The organism is Sulfuricurvum sp., from assembly GCF_023229695.1.
Lineage (GTDB): Bacteria > Campylobacterota > Campylobacteria > Campylobacterales > Sulfurimonadaceae > Sulfuricurvum.
In genome coordinates, this window is sequence record NZ_JALNYS010000004.1 from 128,229 (window position 1) to 145,841 (window position 17,613).

Here is a 17,613-nt window from a genome sequence, read left to right on the forward strand (position 1 = left end):
ACTATTTTAGGAACCTTATGACCCCACTTATCGAACTTCTCACCCAAAAGACCGGACTATCGTCCAAAAATGTCGCCAGTATCCTGCGCCTCCTCGAAGAAGGGTCGACGATCCCCTTTATCGCCCGCTATCGCAAAGAGATGACAGGGGGGGCTACCGATGAGCAGCTGAGAGAATTTGACACCGTGTACGGCTACTCCAAAAAGCTGTTGGAGCGTAAAGAGGAGATCGCGCGTTTGATCGGCGAGCGGGGGCATATGACCTCCCAACTGCAAAGCCTCATCGATGCGGCGCAGAGCCTTCAGGTACTCGAAGACATCTACCGTCCGTTCAAGGAGAAAAAAAATACCCGTGCGAGCGCGGCAATCGCGGCAGGATTGGAGCCACTGGCCGATATCTTGCAGAGTGCGAGATTGGAGAGCGGCGAGTTTAGACGCAAAGCGGCCGAGTTCGTCAAAGGATCGGTTGCCACAGCCGATGCGGCGATCAAGGGGGCTCAGGACATTGTCGCGGAACGCTACAGTGATGATGCGAAAGAGCGGGAACACTGGCGTCGTCAGCTTTTTGAATACTCTTCGTTTGAGATCAAGGGGGGCAAAGGGCTCAAAGAGGAGGGGTTGTATGCGAAGCTCGCGGGCAAAGCGGAGCGGATCTCCTCCATCCCCTCTCACCGTTACCTCGCGATGATGCGCGGGGTGGCCGAAAAAGAGCTGAGCGTTAAAATCGGCGTGGAGATGGAACGGGTCGAAACGGCGATCAAGCGGTTTCGGATTCCGCAGCACGCTTCAAGCAGCCGCGAACTTCTCCTCGAAGCGTATCTCGACGGGTTCAAGCGGCTGCTGTTCCCCTCATTGGAGCGGGAGATTCATGCGGCGATCAAAGAGCGCTCCGACGCTCAGGCGATTGCGACGTTCGGGAAAAACCTCACCCAGCTGTTGGGTTCTCCACCCGTGACCAAGCGGGTGATTTTGGGGGCCGATCCGGCGTACCGTACCGGATGCAAACTTGCCGTCGTCGACGAACACGGCACCTATCTGACCCATGCGGTGATCTATCCGACCCCGCCGCAAAGCGATTATGCCGCATCGGCAAAAGTGGTTAAAGAGTTCGCTTCGCGCTACGCCATCACCGCCGTCGCGATCGGCAACGGCACCGCGTCGCGCGAGACGCAGGAGTTTTTTGCCCGCGTTAATAAAGAAGAGGGGCTGAATCTCGCCTACACCGTCGTCTCCGAAGCGGGGGCATCGGTCTATTCGGCCTCGAAAATCGCGCAGGAGGAGTATCCGAGTCTCGATGTGACGATACGCGGCGCCATCTCGATCGCTCAGCGTCTGCGTGATCCGATGGCGGCATTGGTGAAGATCGACCCCAAATCGCTGGGGATCGGGCAGTATCAGCACGACGTCGATCAAAAGCTCCTCGAAAAACAGCTGGGTGCGGTGACGGAAGATCTGGTCAACCGGATCGGGGTCGATCCTAACAGCGCGTCGGTATCGCTTCTCTCCTATGTCGCCGGGGTAGGGGCGAAGCTGGCGAAGGCGATGATCGAATATCGTGAAAGCAACGGCGCGTTCAAAAGCAAAAGCGAGCTGCTCAAAGTCAAAGGGCTGGGGGCCAAAGCGTACGAGCAGTGCGCCGGATTTTTTCGGATACGCGAGGGCAAAAATATCCTCGATAATACGGGGGTGCACCCCGAAAGCTACGGCGCGGCGCAGGAACTTCTCAAACGCTACGAGGTAGGGACGCTCACTAAAGATCAGATTCCCGCTATCGCTCAGGAACTGGGGATCGGGGAGATAACACTGGCCGATATCATCACCGAGCTCAAAAAACCGGGATTTGACCCCCGTGAGAGCCTCCCGCCGATCATGTTCCGCGCAGGTCTCACCGATATCAAAGAGCTCCGTGAGGGCTCCATCGTCTCGGGAGTCGTCCGCAACATCGCCGATTTCGGGGCATTTGTCGATATCGGCCTCAAAAACGACGGGCTGATCCATATCTCGCAGATGTCGGAGAGACGGATATCCCACCCGCTGGAGGTGCTGAGCGTCAATCAGCAGCTCAGCCGTATCCGCGTTGTCGAAGTGGATGTTCAAAAAGGGAAAGTGGGATTGAGCTTGCGGGATGTGTAGATTATCAGGAAATTTTTACTATGATCCGAAGTATAAAGGATAGCGATGAGCGGAAAAGTTTTTCTAACGGGGGCCGGGCCGGGCGATCCGGATCTATTGACGGTGAAGGCGCTGCGCCTTATCCGAGAGGCGGACGTTATCTTATACGACCGATTGGTGAATGAGACCATTTTAAACGAGGCGAAAGCCGGGGTGACCCTTGTGTATGTCGGAAAAGAGGACGGGCACCATACGATTCCCCAAGAAAAGATCAATGCCCTTTTGTATGAACATGCCCAAAACCATTCGACGGTTGTACGGCTGAAGGGGGGAGATCCTCTCATCTTCGGCAGAGGGGGGGAAGAGGCCCTTTATCTGGCGGAGAGGGGGATTGCGTTTGAATTTGTCCCCGGTATCAGTTCGGCGATAGCCGTCCCGACCTATGCCGGTATTCCGGTGACGCAGCGGGGGATCAATACTTCTTTTCGTGTCTTAACAGGGCACCATGCGAAACAAAATCCGGAAACGGTATTTGATCCGGGGATACTGCGTGAAAATGAGACGCTGGTCATTTTAATGGGGGTCAAAGGGATCGGGCCGATCGTGGAGGCGCTGATTCGGAACGGAGTTGACTTGAGCGTCCCGTGCGCCGTTATCGAAAACGGGACGATGCCGGAGCAAAAATGTACCGTTGCCACTGTCGGAACGATTGTTGAAGCTTCAAAGGGGGCCGGTTCGCCGGCGATTATCGTTGTCGGCCAGACAGTCGGGCTTAGCGAACAGCTGAAGTGGTTTGTTTAACATGGCTGACTCTCACTATCTTCCCGTGATGCTCGATTTGAGAAAGAAAAAAATACTTCTCGTCGGCGGGGGAGAAATTGCGTGTGAAAAACTGAGCCGCCTTGTCGATTGTACGGATGATATTACGATTGTGGCAACCGAATGTTCGCCGAAGATGGAAGAGTATATCCGCGCGAACGGATTCAGTGCATATCGCAGAGTATTTGAAGAGTCCGATCTTGAGGGTATGGATATCGTTATAGCCGCCGTCGATTCGCTGCAATTGCAGGCGGAGATTTTTGAGAAAGCCAGTCAACGGAAGATCTTATGCAACGCCGTTGATCTCCCCTCCTATTGCCACTTTATTTTTCCCTCTATCATCCGTCGTGACGACTTGGTGATCGCCATCTCGACATCGGGTGCCTCTCCTGCTATTGCAAAACACATGAAACGGTTTATAGACAACCTTATTCCAAGCGATATCGGATCGTTTCTGACGATGATGCGCGAAAGGCGAAAAGAGCTTCCGAAGGGAAAAGAGCGGATGCGCTATCTCGATCAATTGGCATCGGAATATATGAGCGGGGCTGCTCAGTGTGCCCTGCAGCGGCTCAGGGAAGTTTTTTCCAAATCGCCATAGTCCGTTTGTGCATGCACAACTTTGATTATCGTACTATTTTGAGACATACAGGACAAAGGTCCCCGCTTCCAGCGCCAATAGGATAAAAAAACCGATTTTGTAAAAAGTGAGGGGGGAGCGTTCGATGAGCGGGGTCTCTTTGGAGAAAAAAGGTTTCACCTTTTCGGGAGCTTTAAGCTCATAGAAAAATTCCGAATAGTGGCGATACCGTTCGTTTGGATCGATTGCGATGGCGCGCAGGATAACAGAGTCAAGCCATAACGGAATGTTGCTGTTAAGGCGGGCAGGGCGTTTTGCGGTTTTAAACGTCGGGGTCTGAAACGGTTCGATCTCGCCATAGGGGAGCTTTCCGCTCAGCGCCCAATAGAGGGTCACCCCGATCGAAAAAATTTCGGTCGATTCGTTGATCACACCTCCCGTGAAACGTTCGGGTGCGAGATAGCTTGGGGTTCCGGCACGGGAGTTCGTCGAAAAGATTTCGACAATCGAGCCGAAATCGACCATTTTAAAATCGACTCCCGCTTCCCCCTCCTTTTTCGTGACGATAATATTTTCGGGTTTGATATCGCCGTGTACGAGACCCAGATGGAGTAGGTGGGCCTCGGCGCGGTGGAGAAATTTCCCCAATGCGATGGCACTGTCGACCGAAATAGGGCGGTTTTTGAGGTATTCGGTGAGATTGACCCCCTCGATCAGTTCCATCAGATAGTAGCGCATACTCCGATTTTCCGGAACCCAGGCGTGACCGAACGCTTTGTGGGTGATCTGTTTGACCGTCCATGCTTCGCGTACAAACGCATCGAGAGATTGTTCGTCATTAGCCTCCATCGGAAATTTCATGACGTAGAACCGGTTTTCTTTGGAGACTTTCCAGATGCGGCGATGCTCCATCATCGGGGCGATCAGCATATAACCGTCGATAACCTCCCCTTCCAGCAGCGATTCGGGGATCGGAAGGGAGATATTTTTCATTCCATAAAGGGGATCGAGACTTTCGATACGAAAGATCTGCAAGCTGATATCATCACGATCTTCAGGGCAGGCATTTGAGGCCGCATGGTTGACAATCATCGTTGCACCGAGCCCTTTTATTACGAGGTCGCTGAAGGAAGGATCGTCAATCAGATTGGTGAGACCGTCGCTGCACAAAATCAGAGTCTCCCCGACGGCTATCGGCGTTGAGACAATAGAGCAATCGACGTTTTCAGAGAGTCCGCATGCTTGGATAAGGACATGGGACATATAGGCATCGTCCATTGTATGATCGGTACTGAGACGCTCAAAGCTACCGTCGCGTCGTAGGAGATAGATTCTAGAATCCCCAAGATTGAGAGTGTAGAGGGTCTCCCCCTCGATTACGGCGAGGCAAAGCGTCGTCAGAAGCTCAATCTCACCGTATTGCGCCATCGACTCTTTGAACAGCAGGCTGTTAATATGGCGGGTAAAAACTTCCATCGTTTTGGGGATATCCCACGCTTTGGGACGCGTTTTAAACTGATCGGTAAAAAATTTGACGCACTGGCGTGCCGCAGTACCGCCTCGGCGGGCACTTCCGACCCCGTCACACAAAACGCTTACCAAAACGGCGTTATCGATGATCAAGTGGGCACACGCATCGTCTCCCGTCGAGCCCGGTTTCGGGAGGATACATTCAGACGATTGGAGTTGCAGCATGGATAAAACCTTACGGTAAATTTAGTATCTGACCTTACGCACCTTGCCTTAAGGGGTACTTCAAGGAGAGTTAATCTCCCGTATCCGAAAGATACGGGTAGCTTTAGGGGGGTGCAGGGGACATCTGTCCCTGCCACTTTCCGGGCTATGAGCGGAAAGTGCGTAACATCAGTTAGTATTTGTCCTCCGTTCGCGGTGAGCTTCTCGAACGAGGATTAAATTCTTGCCCCTGAAACCGCACCCCATGTGGTTCTCCAGCGTGTTTTGACCATAGATATTCCTAAAATAGCGATCATCACCATTGCGGCGAAGAGCAAAAATCCGGCAGCATAGCCGTCAAACGTCCCCTGAGACCATCCGAAGGTTTTGATGAGCGCCGAACCGCCCAGACCACCGGCGGCGCCGATAAGTCCCGTCATGATACCGATATCTTTTCCGAAACGCTGCGGTACGAGCTGGAATACCGAACCGTTAGCCATACCGAGGTTTGCCATGATCAAAAACATCACCGTAATCGCCGCCCAAAACGGCAGGTCGATCAGCGCGGTGATAAACGATAGCACCACAATGCTACCATAAAATACGTAGAGCGATTTAATCCCCCCCATTTTATCGGCGATCGCCCCTCCGACCGGACGCAGTACGGCACCGGCGAAGATACAGAGGGCTCCGAAATATCCCGCCATGACTTTGACGTTCTCTTCGTTGAGGATATCCAGACCGATGGCCGACATATCGGCTTGGTAGGTATTCATCAGGTACACTTTCATGTAGTTGGCAAACCCGACGAATCCGCCGAAAGAGACGGCATAGAAAAGGTTAAACCACCAGGTGTCACGGTCGCGGAGCAGTTTCATGTAATCGCCGAATTTTTTAGGATTGCCTTTATACACGCTTGCCGGAGCATCTTTTGCCAGAAACATATAGGCGACGAATATAATCGTCGACAACACCGCACCGACGAGAAAGACTGAAGGCCATCCCCAAACTTCGGCAATTTTAGGGGCGAATAAAAAGTCGATGACGACACCGATATTTCCCGCTCCCGCAATCCCCAAAACTACCCCTTGAAGACGCGGCGGATACCATTGTCCCGCCTGCGGCAGTGCAACGGCGAACGACGCGCCGCCGAAACCGAGGCCGAGTGCGACCAGCAGCAATTGATTATAGGTAATCGCATCCGATTGGACAAAAGCAAAAAAGAGGGTCGCAATGACAATGGCCTGAGAAACCAGAGCCGTCTTTTTCGGTCCGAATTTATCGACAAAGAACCCAAGGACGATCCGCAATAACGCCCCTGCAAGGATAGGGAGTGCGAGCAGGGTTGCTATTTGAGAATCATTCAGGGCATTTCCGGCTGCGGTGAGCGTTTCATTGATCTCGGTTGCCAAAGGACCCAGCATGGTCCACATCATAAAACTAAAGTCGAAATACAAAAAAGCGGCCAGCAGCGACGGCCAGTGCCCCTCTTTTTTTAATTCACCGAATTTCATCCCCGTCTCCTAATCAAGATTTTTTTATCTGAATAATTGTAGTCTAATATAGGGGAGAATTAGTGCAACACTATGGTTAAATTTTAATCATTGCAAATCAGAGGGGCTATTAATGCTTTTAAGGCGTTTGCGTCAATTTAGGGATAAAAAACTTTTTAGGAAGATTTTTAGTGTAAACTAAAAGAAAAACATATATAATAATTTTTTTATAATTTAATAAGGTAATTCGTGTACGTTAAAACACTCTCGTTCTTTACCGCGCAAATGGATTACATTTTTTTTGTTTATGGCCTCGCTTTTATACTCTTAGGGGTTGTATCCCTTATTCTATATAATGAAAAATCTTCGCTGATCTCTTGGATATGGCTTGCTGCATTCGGTTTTTTGCATGGACTGAATGAGTGGATGGATATGTTTAAATTATTGTCACTTGACAACCCGATCTTTGAATGGATCGGGCAGGGGACACTGGTCGGGTCCTTTTTTGCATTGATTTTTTTCGGTAAAAAATTGGTTTCGCGTAAAAAATTCATCTATTTTTCGACACTGATGGGCGGTATCTTTCTTTTTTATCTTTGGCAATACCCTGATGATTTTTTCCAACTGTTGCGTTATGTGTTTGGTTTTACCGGGGCGCTTTTCTCTGCGTTGCTTTTGTGGCATTACGCAAAGAGGATGAAGTACATTCAATTGAAATTTGCCGCTGTCGGCATGGGACTTTACGCCATTGCAGCCGGTCTTATCGTCCCTGTCGGGACAATACCGCTCTCCCTTATCATGAACTACGAGACATTTTTAGAGGTACTGGGGTTTCCGGTACAGGTGCTAAGACTGTTATCGGCACTGATGATCGTGATAGGCGTATGGACCTATTATCTAAATCATCGACATAATGAAAACGAAACCAAAGCGCTAATCTATCCGATGGAAGCACGTAAATTGTTTTTTATTTTCGGATTTGTCACGCTAGGAGGATTTTTTTTAGTCAATTATATGGGTGAGAGGAGAGAAGCGCTGATGGTAAAAGAGCTTCTTGCCCGTACGACGGTCGTATCTCGCGCAATCGATATCGATGCCGTCCGGTCTCTTCAATGCGATACGTCTGATATCGGCAATCCCTCGTATGAACAGCTTAAAATATGGCTCTCCACTGTGAATGTTGCCTCCCGTTTTGCGTATATGTTGACGATTCGGCACGGAATGGTCCATTTTTTAGTCGATTCCGAAAAACTCGGCAGCTCCGATTACTCTCCGCCCGGGCAACATTATGAAGAAACAAGTGCCGATTTTTTCAACGCTCTTCAAAAGAACAAACCCTTTATTATCGGGCCGGAAACCGATCACTGGGGGAGATGGATTACGGTGGTGGTTCCGTTGGGAGGTTTGCTTTCTGATGGGGGAAATGTCTATTTTGCGTTTGATATTGATTATGACAGCTGGAAAAATGAGATTGCCGGAACACGGCAATTGGCCATGGCAATCCTCTTTCTTATTTCTACTCTAATGATTTATTTTTTTGCCGCGTCAAATAAAATCATCCAAATCAACACGATGCTTAATACGGAACGAAATCTTTTTATCGGTGGACCCGCCATTATTATTAAATGGAAAATTTTTGATGAACGATGGCGTGTGATTTATGTTTCGGCGAATATTTATGGGCATCTCTCTTTGAAAGAAGAGGAGATGCGAAGCAGTCGCACCTCTTTTTTAGAGCAGATTCATCCGGATGATCAAATTCTATTTATATCCGGATTGGAAAAACTGCGAAAGAGTCTGCCGGAGTTTGAAGAGGAGATCAGAGTACGTCATGCGGATGGATCCTATCGATGGTTTCATGTATTTGTTATCCGTCAAACGGATCGCAGCGGCGAGTGGTTTCAGGGATATTTTACCGAGATTAGCTCACGGAAAGAGGCAGAAGAGAGTGCCGTATATTTGGCCACCCATGATGTTTTGACCGGATTTCCGAAAACGCTCCTTTTGGAAGAGCTGTTTTTAAAATCCATTGCGACGGCGAAACGAAACGGCGATAAAGTGGCACTGATGTATCTGGATATCGATCGTTTCAACCGGATTAACGAAACATTCGGACATGCATTCGGAAACGATCTGATTTTAGCCATATCCAAACGGCTGAAAAATTTGTTGCGTGAAATGGACTCCATTGCAAGAGAAGGGGGGGATGAATTTGTCATACTCATTCCGATGTTAGAAAAAAAGGAGAAAGTTTCGGGGATAGCCGAAAAAATTCTTCGTGAAATATCCCGCCCTTTTACGCTGAAAAATGAGTCCATCACCCTTTCATGCAGTATCGGCATTGCCGTATTTCCCGATGACGGCGAAGGGATCGGGATTCTGATGCAGCAGGCTGATACGGCGTTAATGGAGGCGAAAAACAGCGGACGCTCAACCTATGCTTTTTCATCAAAATCGGCAAACGAGAAAATCGCGCAACGCTTAATGATCGAAAATCAGCTTCACTTCGCATTGCTAAACGGGGAACTTTCACTCCATTATCAGCCGCAAATCGATGTAGAGAGTGAAAAAGTGGTCGGAGTCGAAGCCCTCTTGCGATGGAATAATCCGCTTTTAGGGTCGGTTTCCCCTGCGGTATTTATCCCGATTGCCGAAGAGTGCGGTTTAATTGTTCCGATCGGAGAGTGGGTTTTGGAAGAGGCGTGCCGGCAAAATAAGGAGTGGGAATCCATAGGTTTTGAACCGATCGTTATGGCGGTCAATATGTCGTATATTCAGCTAAAACGTCCGGACTTTATCGCAACGCTCAGAGGGATACTTGAGAGGACATCTTTAGAGGCAGCATATTTAGAATTGGAGTTGACAGAGTCTACTTTGGCAGACGATAATGTAAATATTATAACAAAACTTCAAGAGATAAGAGATCTGGGGGTCGCCATTTCGATTGACGATTTCGGGACGGGATACTCGAATTTTCTCTATCTTAAAAAATTTAACGTCTCAAAACTCAAAATAGACCAATCGTTTATTTTTACCCTTGAAGGGGAAGACGGAGAATCGAGGGCGATTGTCAACACGATGATCCAATTTGCAAAGACCCTTCAATTAACGACGATTGCCGAAGGGGTTGAAAAAAGGGGACAGTTTGATATTTTAGAGGCGTGCGGGTGTGACGAGATACAAGGATATTATTTTTCCAGACCGCTTCCTCCCCAAGAGTTTGTGACCTATTTCAAAATCAAGCGCACCGAATAGAGACCTCCCCTTTAGGAGAGGAGAGTATGTCAAAATTTAATATTTAAAATGGTTAAAATTTGTAAAAAGTGATATACTGGTAGGTATAAAACGGTTGGAAGGGGTTAATATGTCCTTTGGATTTTTGATCGGAAGTATTGCCGGGATTATTGCCGGTTTCGGTGTGCTGAGTTTTACGTTTAGTATGGTTATTGCCGTGGGTGCGGGATTTATTTTCAGTATGGCAATCCTTGAAAGTCCCGTATTGGCTATGGCTGCCTATCTTGGGGTAGAGACCGTGTTTCACGGTAGCGTTACGCAATACGGAGCAGGTATTGTCGCAGTGGCGATAGTGGCCGCGTTGATTAATCGGTATAAGGCTAAGAAAGAGCCAAAAAAATTCTAATTTAGTGGTATACTTTTTAACTGATGTTACGCACTTTTCGGGCAAAGCCCGTAAAGTGGCAGGGACTAGGGTCCCTACAACCCCCTAAAGCTACCCGCATCTTCCGGATGCGGGAGATTACTAACCTTGTCGCACTTGTTTAGACAAGCTGCGTAAGGTCAGTTTTTAATATATAACAATCGAAAAAAAAGGAATTTTAATGGATGCAATAAGCACAAACGAAGGATCAGGAGCCGGAATCTATGCAATGAAAAAAGCAATGGAAGTTCAAAGTGAAGGGGTGTTAAAGGTGCTTGAAAGCGCAAAGACGGATGTTTCCCCCCTAAATCAGAGCTCAGGTTCGTCTCTTACCGGTATGGGGCAAACAATCGATATTAAAGCGTAAAAAACAAGCACACCATAATTGATGTTACGCACTTTCTGGGCAAAGCCCATAAAGTGGCAGGGGACAAATTGTCCCCTGCACCCCCCTGAAGCTACCCGCATCTATCGGATGCGAGAGACTTGAGACACTTGTTAGAGCAAAGTGCGTAAGGTCAGACAATAAAATAAACACGGTTGGTGAGGAGTTGTCAATGTCATCGAGTTTTCTTCTTGGTATTCTGGCGGGTATTATTGCTGGATTTGGTATTACGGGATTTACCTCCAACTTTATTTGGGCGGTGGCAGGCGGTTTTGTTGTTGCGGTCGTCATGTGGGAAGGGCCGATATTCGGAATGCTGGCGTATTTGGGAATAGAGTATTATTTTCGTGGAGGGCTCACCGAATACAGCGCGGCGATTGTTGCTATTGCGATTCTTTCGACATTGTTGCGAAAACGGTATGATCGGACATAAACGGTGAACTTCTCTCGGTTTCTCTATAGTATTGACTGACCTTACGCACCTTGTTTAAACAAGTGCGAAAATATTCCGGGCAAATCCCGGAAAAAACGTAATATCCTCCGATAAAATTTAAAAGCTCCAGAGAAGCGTTGTCAGATAGGCCGTGTCCTCTTTTTTGATACCGATTGCCGGCTGGGTATCATAGAGGTATTTTCCACTCAGGCTCAGGCTCAGTTTAGCGTAAAGGGGGGCGATCATTTCGATGGTCTGGGACGAGGTATAATCACCTCCGTGCGCGAAGGAAGGCTGATAATAGCCGAGATAGCTCACCCTTAATCCGCCGATGAATTTTTTGGTGTAGGCGATATACGTGTTGAGACGGGTATTGTTTTCATTGGGATTGATAGCGGGATAGGTGTAATCAATTTTTTCATAGAACGGACCCGCTCCCACATACCCTTTTCCCCACTCATCGGAATTAAAAAAACGGAGTCGCAGCCCTGCACCTGCAAGGGAACGTTCGTTGATCGCTTTGAATTTATCTTGTTCCGACTGAACGAAAAGTTCTCCTGTCCAGTTTTTCCCCTCCTCAAGCGCATGGATAGTACGGATATGGAGATAAATCTTATCTTCGTTTTTTACCCCTTTGGATTTACCGTAATCGTAAGTGAGTGCCCCCCATGTCAAATATTTTTCACCCTGATCGTACTGTAATCGAACCCCTAATGCGTAGTCCTCTTTTTGGGTATTACCGCTTTTTGAGCTGAGTGCTCCGGAGATATTGCCGGATATACCCGGATTTGCACCGATATCGACCGGAGCGATACTGACCAGAGCAAACAAAGTAGTGGAGAACAAACAAATCAACACAATGGCATAACGCATGAAAAACCTTTTTGTAATGTAAAAATTGTAGTATATCGAGCTAAAGAATGGGCAACGTGGTTTGCGCCATCATAAATACGGTCACCATTTTTGAGATTTGTGTTATGATACAACCCATTATGGAGGGGTAAAATGGGAAAAAAACTTTATCTTAATTTTCTCTGGCACATGCATCAGCCTTATTATAAGGATGACATGGCGGGATATTATGCGATGCCATGGGTTTATTTGCATGCCATCAAAGACTACTACGATATGGTGTGGTATCTCAGTAGCCATCCGAAGCTCAAAGCAACGTTTAATCTTGTCCCTTCACTCTTAGTACAGTTACACGATTACGAAACAACTGCGGTCAATGATCTGTTTATCCGTACCCTTTCCAAAGAGGTAGAATTACTTTCGAACGAAGAGCGTCTTTATCTGATGGAATTTCTTTTTTTCGCCCAAAAAGAGACGATGATTGCACCGATAGGACGATATGCGGAATTGTACCGAAAAGTGGAGAATAACAAAAACACCAAAGAGCGGGTTAAATTGCTTGAAGATAACGAGTTATTGGATCTTGAAGTCTGTTTTTTATTGGCATGGTGCGGAGAATATTTACGTGAAAACTCTCCCTTGGTTCAGAAACTTCTGACGCAGTACTATTTTACACCGGAGGAAAAGAGGGGACTTCTTGAAGAGCTTGCCGATTTTATCAAGCAAATTGTCCCTTTTTATAAGCGCTTGCAGGAAAACGGACAGATTGAGATATCAACAACCCCCTTTTACCACCCTATTATGCCGCTCTTGATGGATCCGAATAATGCCGCTCTGGCCAATAGCAATGTCCTTATGCCGAATAATCCGCTTGCTTTTCAAGAAGACGCTGATGAACATGTATCCCGGGCTATCGCTTATTATGAAGAGCTTTTTGGCAAAAGGCCAAAAGGGGTATGGCCCTCGGAAGGATCGGTGGACAATGAATCACTCTCCCGCTACATCGGTCATAATCTTGTATGGGCCTGTACCGATGAAGCGATTTTATTCAAGAGTGTTCCGGAATCTTATCGTGAATTGATTTACGGGCGATGTCGTCTGAAAAACAGCGAAGGGGAGATTGCTCTGGCTTTTAGAGATCGCAGTTTGAGCGATGCGATCGGATTTGACTACAGCCGTATGAATCCCGAAGCAGCCGCATCCGATTTTATCGGGAGACTTCGAAGAATCTATGAAGGGGAAGAGGGTTCCCGTCAAATCAATGTGATTTTAGACGGTGAGAATGCATGGGAGTTTTACCGGAAAAACGGCAAAGATTTTTTTGATGCCCTGTATCGTGCTCTGGAAAGTGCGGATTGGATTGTCACACAAACCATGAGTCAAGCATCTGTAAATCCGGAGGTAAGAGAGATTGTGATCGATTCCATTATCCCGGGAAGTTGGATTAACGGTGATTTCGCCATCTGGATGGGTCAAGAAGAGAAGAACCGGGCGTGGGAACTCCTTTATCAGGCAAAACGTGATTTTGATAAGGTTCGCGGATCGTTGGATGCGGATGCGGTCAAATTCATACGAAAAGAGCTGATGATCGCGCAGGGAAGCGATTGGTACTGGTGGTTCGGGGATACCCACTACACGGTACAAAAAGGGGAGTTTGACCAACTCTTTCGAAAACACCTCAAAAATATCTATCTTCTGATGAATCAGGCTATTCCCGAAAATTTGTATGTTCCGTTGATTACCTATCAGACGCATGAGGTTCATACCTTACCTAAAAATACGATTACGATCGGAAATAACGGGCTGCATAGCTCTTTTTTTGAATGGATGGGAGCGGGTGAGTTTAATCTAGAAAAAATGGGGAGCGTTATGGACAGCTCTACCCCATTTGTAAAAAAAGTGTTGTATGGAAATGACACCAAAAAATTCAACATTGCTTTGGTCGGAAATTTTGATACATTAAATGATAAAACACGGATTCTAATCCACTTGGATGGGGTGGTATACGGTGAATTTCCTTTTAAATATACACTGAGCGATACGATGATGATTCGGAGCGGAAAGAGTTTTGTAGAGATATCGGTTCCCATAGAGACGCTTCCGGGAGAGCATTTTGATCTTGGAATACTCCTTGCACAAGGGGGTGAAATGCTTCAAAATATCCCATTTCACGGGGCACTGACCATCGATATGTCGAACCGTTTTCCAGGGCATTGGTTTATTTAATCAAGGCAGCCTTGTGAGGAAGGAAATCACTCTTTCATAAAATTTAAGAGGGGCAACCTTTCAGGAAGCATCCCTTCGGGAGCGCTTCGCTTGTTTTTGGGGGTACGTAAGATCAGTAAATAACTGACCTTACGCATAGTATTGGTTTTAGCCATTCAAAGTTGCCTTTGGCTTCGTCATTCCCGACTCGATCGGGAATCTAGCTCTCTCTTATGGGGATGGATCCACGGGTCAAGCCCGAGGATGACGGAAAACGAATCGAGTGCGTAACATCAGTTAATAATAAGGGGTATTCGTGGGGATTACACATTTTCTTTTTGGTATACATTGCCATCAACCGGTCGATAATTTTCATGAAGTTGTGGATGATGCCATTGCTAAATCCTACCGCCCTTTTTTTGAAGTGGCGAGCCGTTACGAATCATTTCGTTTTTCTGTCCATTTTAGCGGTTGGCTGTTAGAGTTTATTCAAACCCGCGATCCGGAGCTGTTTTCCCTTATGCAGGAGATGGCGCGAGGGGGGAGAATCGAGTTTTTTAGCGGAGGGTTCTATGAACCGATCCTTTCGGCAATTCCCCGAAAAGAGCGGATCGATCAGGTGAATAAGCTTAACACGTATATTCAAAAATATTTTGATCAGACTCCAAGAGGGCTCTGGCTAACCGAACGGGTATGGGACAGCTCTCTTGTCGGGGATATGAGAGAGTGCGGTATTGAGTACATGGTAGTCGACGATTACCATTTCATCAGTACCGGGTTTGATGCCGAAAATCTTTACGGCTATTATCTCACCGAAAACGGCGGAGAGACAATGGCACTCTTTCCTATTAATAAAACACTTCGATATCTGATACCGTTTAAAGGTGCTCAGGGGGTTAAGGAGTACTTGTCCGCTTTGTCTGCGACGGAGGATAGGGCGGCTGTTTTATTCGATGACGGTGAAAAATTCGGCGCTTGGCCAAAAACGTATGAATGGGTGTATGAGTCGGGATGGCTGGAACAATTTTTAGCAGGGTTGGCCGGAGCGCCAGAGGTGTTATCATCGACTTACAGCGATTATTTTGACTCCCACAAGCCGTTGGGACTTGCTTATCTCCCCCCATACTCTTATTTTGAGATGGGGGAATGGAGTTTGACCCCTCACGATGCGATAATGCTGGAGAAGATAAAAGGGAGTTTGAGTGAATATTCCGAAGAGAGTGTTTCAAAATTTGTAAAAGGGTCTATCTGGAAAAACTTTCTGGTCAAATATTACGAAAGCAACCATATCCATAAACGTTCTCTTGAACTTTCTGCTGTGCGTAACGAGGTTAATAATAGTGATTTTGATGAGTGGCTTTTTAAAGCCCAGACCAATGACGCATTATGGCATGGCGTATTCGGAGGGCTTTATCTTCCGAATTTACGTGATAATGCCTATCGCTTTATTATTGAAGCGGAAAATATCCGTTACAAGGAGAGAGAATCCATTCTGGAAATCAATGATTTTAATATGGATGGATATGATGATGTAAAGTTTATCGGAAACCGTTACATTGCCCTTTTTGACAGTCGTATCGGGGGGCAAATGAATGAATTCGGATTAAGAGAGACCTGTTTCAATTTGCAAAACACACTAAAGCGCTACGTTGAGCCTTATCATGAGGCAATTATGAATCCAAACATACGAGGTGAGGAGGAGGTAAATGAAGGAATTACGACCATTCATGCCCTCTCCACTGAAAAAATGGAGGGGCTTAAAGAGTTACTGATTGCCGATTGGTATCATAAAAATTCTTTTATCGATCATATTAGCGATGAATCGTTCGATGAAAATAGATTCAAAGAGTGCAGTTTTCCTGAATACGGAGATTTCGTCAACACCCCTTTTACCCTTAAAAAGGGAGAAAAAATTTTTACCGCCGTATTTGAGCGCAGAGGCGGTGTGTATGCAGACGGGGTTAAATATTCGGCGACATTGACGAAACACTACCGTTTTACGGATGAGGGGATAGGTTTTGAGATCTCTTTGGAATCGGAGTATACGGGGAGTCTGATGTACTGCATGGAGATGAATTTTCATTTTGCCGAACTTCATAAAGTCAACTTTAACGGCATCGGTATCGAGAACGGTTGCATCACGTTAGCGGGAGATACCCTTGAGATCGACGATCCCTATACGGCGACAACCGTGACGATCACGGTTAGAGAAGGAGAAAAAATTATTCTGTCGCAAATCGATACGGTATCCCAGAGTGAAATCGGATTTGACCTCACAAATCAGGGAGTTTCAATCGCATTTGTAGTACCGTATCAAAAAAGTTTTAACGTCACCGGCAGTATGACGTTGAAAACAAAGGGATAAGGGTGTCACAGTTTAGGTTTTGCCGTCTTACGGAACAGAGGGTTATCATTGCCGAAAACAGACTTCGAAAACCGGATATGTTTCTCAGTGCTTTGGACCATTATTTTGACGATGATGTTGCGAATTGTCCGTTTGAATACGGCAATGAGCACCTTTCGGGGCACGAGATATTTGCCATCCGGGATAACGGAAGCGAAAAAGATACGGTCGGATGGAAAACGCGGGTCGTTCCGAATCTCTATCATGCTTTAAGTACGGACGAAGAAAAAAAAAGCCGTCGTATCGGTTTTTGCGAATCGGAAAATGGGGTAGGTGCCCATGAAGTAATTATTGAGACCCCTAATCACACCGCATCGATGGACCAATATACGATCGAAGAGTTTGAAAACTATATAAAAACGATTATTGCGCGTATGGATGACTTGAAAAATGATATCCGTCTGGAGTACATTCAGGTATTTAAAAACTGTGGGAAATATGGGGGTGCATCAATGCCGCATCCCCACTCTCAGATTATTGCCACCCCTTTTATCCCCAAAAATATAAAAGAACAGTTAAAGATACAGAAAAGCTATTTTCTCAAACACGGTCGTTCATTAATGGGGGATATGGTAGAAGAAGAGATCCGTGTCAATGAGCGGGTTATTTATGAGAACGGTACTTTTCTCGTATTTACCCCCTATGCATCAGCGTTCCCTTTTGAAGTGATGGTTGCACCAAAGCACTCCATTGCGATGATGACCGAGCTGACACAGTATCAAATCAATGATCTTTCCTTGGCAATGGCATTTTTGTTTAAGCGCCTTTATCGTGAATTGGGAAATTTCCCTTTTAATCTCCATTTTTTCAATATCCCTCCGATGAACAATCGAAATGAACCCGAATTTTTTTATAAGATGGATGAGTATGGCCGTTTCTTTGTCCGAATTACGCCGCGAATCTACCAGATTGGGGGATTTGAACTTTCAACCGGAATGCACATTAATCCCATTGCGCCGGAACTGGCAGCGAAACGGTTAAAAGAAGAGAGGTAGGCTC

Annotated in this window: 13 protein-coding genes; 10 read left to right on the forward strand and 3 right to left on the reverse strand. The window is 46.8% G+C overall.

Annotated elements, in window-relative coordinates:
- Positions 1-17 precede the first annotated feature (17 nt).
- The 3 genes from M0P91_RS03955 to M0P91_RS03965 are packed head-to-tail and all read left to right on the forward strand — an operon-like array spanning position 18 to position 3,531.
- Complete coding sequence (locus M0P91_RS03955; RefSeq protein WP_295064832.1) at positions 18-2,132, forward strand: Tex-like N-terminal domain-containing protein; 2,115 nt, start codon at positions 18-20, stop codon at positions 2,130-2,132.
- Positions 2,133-2,177: 45 nt separating this feature from the next.
- Positions 2,178-2,912: a uroporphyrinogen-III C-methyltransferase gene (cobA, locus tag M0P91_RS03960; protein ID WP_295064834.1), complete on the forward strand. Its 735-nt coding sequence runs from the start codon at positions 2,178-2,180 to the stop codon at positions 2,910-2,912.
- Between the two features lies 1 nt (position 2,913).
- Positions 2,914-3,531, forward strand: coding sequence for a bifunctional precorrin-2 dehydrogenase/sirohydrochlorin ferrochelatase (locus tag M0P91_RS03965; RefSeq protein WP_295064836.1), 618 nt, complete (start codon positions 2,914-2,916; stop codon positions 3,529-3,531).
- Positions 3,532-3,564: 33 nt separating this feature from the next.
- Here M0P91_RS03965 and M0P91_RS03970 read toward each other — a convergent pair whose 3' ends face one another.
- Positions 3,565-5,205, reverse strand: coding sequence for a bifunctional protein-serine/threonine kinase/phosphatase (locus M0P91_RS03970; protein ID WP_295064838.1), 1,641 nt, complete (start codon positions 5,203-5,205; stop codon positions 3,565-3,567).
- Between the two features lie 215 nt (positions 5,206-5,420).
- Positions 5,421-6,698 (reverse strand): nitrate/nitrite transporter, encoded by a 1,278-nt coding sequence (locus M0P91_RS03975; RefSeq protein ID WP_295064840.1) that lies wholly within the window; start codon positions 6,696-6,698, stop codon positions 5,421-5,423.
- Between the two features lie 264 nt (positions 6,699-6,962).
- On the opposite strand from M0P91_RS03975, the gene M0P91_RS03980 reads away from it, so the two are divergent.
- The 4 genes from M0P91_RS03980 (at position 6,963) to M0P91_RS03995 (ending at position 11,153) form a co-directional block, all read left to right on the forward strand.
- Positions 6,963-9,932 carry an EAL domain-containing protein gene (locus M0P91_RS03980; RefSeq protein ID WP_295064842.1) on the forward strand — a complete coding sequence of 990 codons (2,970 nt, stop codon included), beginning with the start codon at positions 6,963-6,965 and terminating at the stop codon, positions 9,930-9,932.
- Positions 9,933-10,041: 109 nt separating this feature from the next.
- Positions 10,042-10,317 (forward strand): hypothetical protein, encoded by a 276-nt coding sequence (locus M0P91_RS03985; protein ID WP_295064844.1) that lies wholly within the window; start codon positions 10,042-10,044, stop codon positions 10,315-10,317.
- A 199-nt stretch (positions 10,318-10,516) separates the two neighbouring features.
- Entirely contained in the window at positions 10,517-10,702 is a 186-nt protein-coding gene (locus M0P91_RS03990; protein WP_295064846.1) for a hypothetical protein, read from the forward strand.
- Between the two features lie 190 nt (positions 10,703-10,892).
- Positions 10,893-11,153, forward strand: a complete 261-nt coding sequence (locus M0P91_RS03995) for a hypothetical protein (RefSeq protein WP_295064848.1) — start codon at positions 10,893-10,895, stop codon at positions 11,151-11,153.
- Positions 11,154-11,270: 117 nt separating this feature from the next.
- Here the strand turns inward: M0P91_RS03995 and M0P91_RS04000 are convergent, their stop codons facing one another.
- On the reverse strand, positions 11,271-12,026 hold the full coding sequence (locus M0P91_RS04000) for a DUF481 domain-containing protein (RefSeq protein ID WP_295064850.1): 756 nt from the start codon (positions 12,024-12,026) through the stop codon (positions 11,271-11,273).
- A 132-nt stretch (positions 12,027-12,158) separates the two neighbouring features.
- Here M0P91_RS04000 and M0P91_RS04005 point away from each other — a divergent pair, with 132 nt between their 5' ends.
- From M0P91_RS04005 to galT, 3 genes are all read left to right on the forward strand, one after another.
- A complete protein-coding gene (locus M0P91_RS04005) occupies positions 12,159-14,231 on the forward strand; it encodes a glycoside hydrolase family 57 protein (protein WP_295064852.1) in 2,073 nt (690 codons plus the stop codon).
- Positions 14,232-14,526: 295 nt separating this feature from the next.
- The gene (locus M0P91_RS04010; protein ID WP_295064854.1) at positions 14,527-16,575 is read left to right on the forward strand and encodes an alpha-amylase/4-alpha-glucanotransferase domain-containing protein; all 2,049 of its coding nucleotides are present in this window, start codon (positions 14,527-14,529) and stop codon (positions 16,573-16,575) included.
- 2 nt (positions 16,576-16,577) lie between these two features.
- Entirely contained in the window at positions 16,578-17,609 is a 1,032-nt protein-coding gene (galT, locus tag M0P91_RS04015; protein ID WP_295064856.1) for a galactose-1-phosphate uridylyltransferase, read from the forward strand.
- Positions 17,610-17,613 lie beyond the last annotated feature (4 nt).

What these genes read in the sequence shown, in the direction of transcription:
- M0P91_RS03955 (WP_295064832.1), top strand. Translation starts at nt 18, where the DNA reads ATGACCCCACTTATCGAACTTCTCACCCAAAAGACCGGACTATCGTCC.
- cobA (WP_295064834.1), top strand. Translation starts at nt 2,178, where the DNA reads ATGAGCGGAAAAGTTTTTCTAACGGGGGCCGGGCCGGGCGATCCGGAT.
- M0P91_RS03965 (WP_295064836.1), top strand. Translation starts at nt 2,914, where the DNA reads ATGGCTGACTCTCACTATCTTCCCGTGATGCTCGATTTGAGAAAGAAA.
- M0P91_RS03970 (WP_295064838.1), bottom strand. Translation starts at nt 5,205, where the DNA reads ATGCTGCAACTCCAATCGTCTGAATGTATCCTCCCGAAACCGGGCTCG.
- M0P91_RS03975 (WP_295064840.1), bottom strand. Translation starts at nt 6,698, where the DNA reads ATGAAATTCGGTGAATTAAAAAAAGAGGGGCACTGGCCGTCGCTGCTG.
- M0P91_RS03980 (WP_295064842.1), top strand. Translation starts at nt 6,963, where the DNA reads ATGGATTACATTTTTTTTGTTTATGGCCTCGCTTTTATACTCTTAGGG.
- M0P91_RS03985 (WP_295064844.1), top strand. Translation starts at nt 10,042, where the DNA reads ATGTCCTTTGGATTTTTGATCGGAAGTATTGCCGGGATTATTGCCGGT.
- M0P91_RS03990 (WP_295064846.1), top strand. Translation starts at nt 10,517, where the DNA reads ATGGATGCAATAAGCACAAACGAAGGATCAGGAGCCGGAATCTATGCA.
- M0P91_RS03995 (WP_295064848.1), top strand. Translation starts at nt 10,893, where the DNA reads ATGTCATCGAGTTTTCTTCTTGGTATTCTGGCGGGTATTATTGCTGGA.
- M0P91_RS04000 (WP_295064850.1), bottom strand. Translation starts at nt 12,026, where the DNA reads ATGCGTTATGCCATTGTGTTGATTTGTTTGTTCTCCACTACTTTGTTT.
- M0P91_RS04005 (WP_295064852.1), top strand. Translation starts at nt 12,159, where the DNA reads ATGGGAAAAAAACTTTATCTTAATTTTCTCTGGCACATGCATCAGCCT.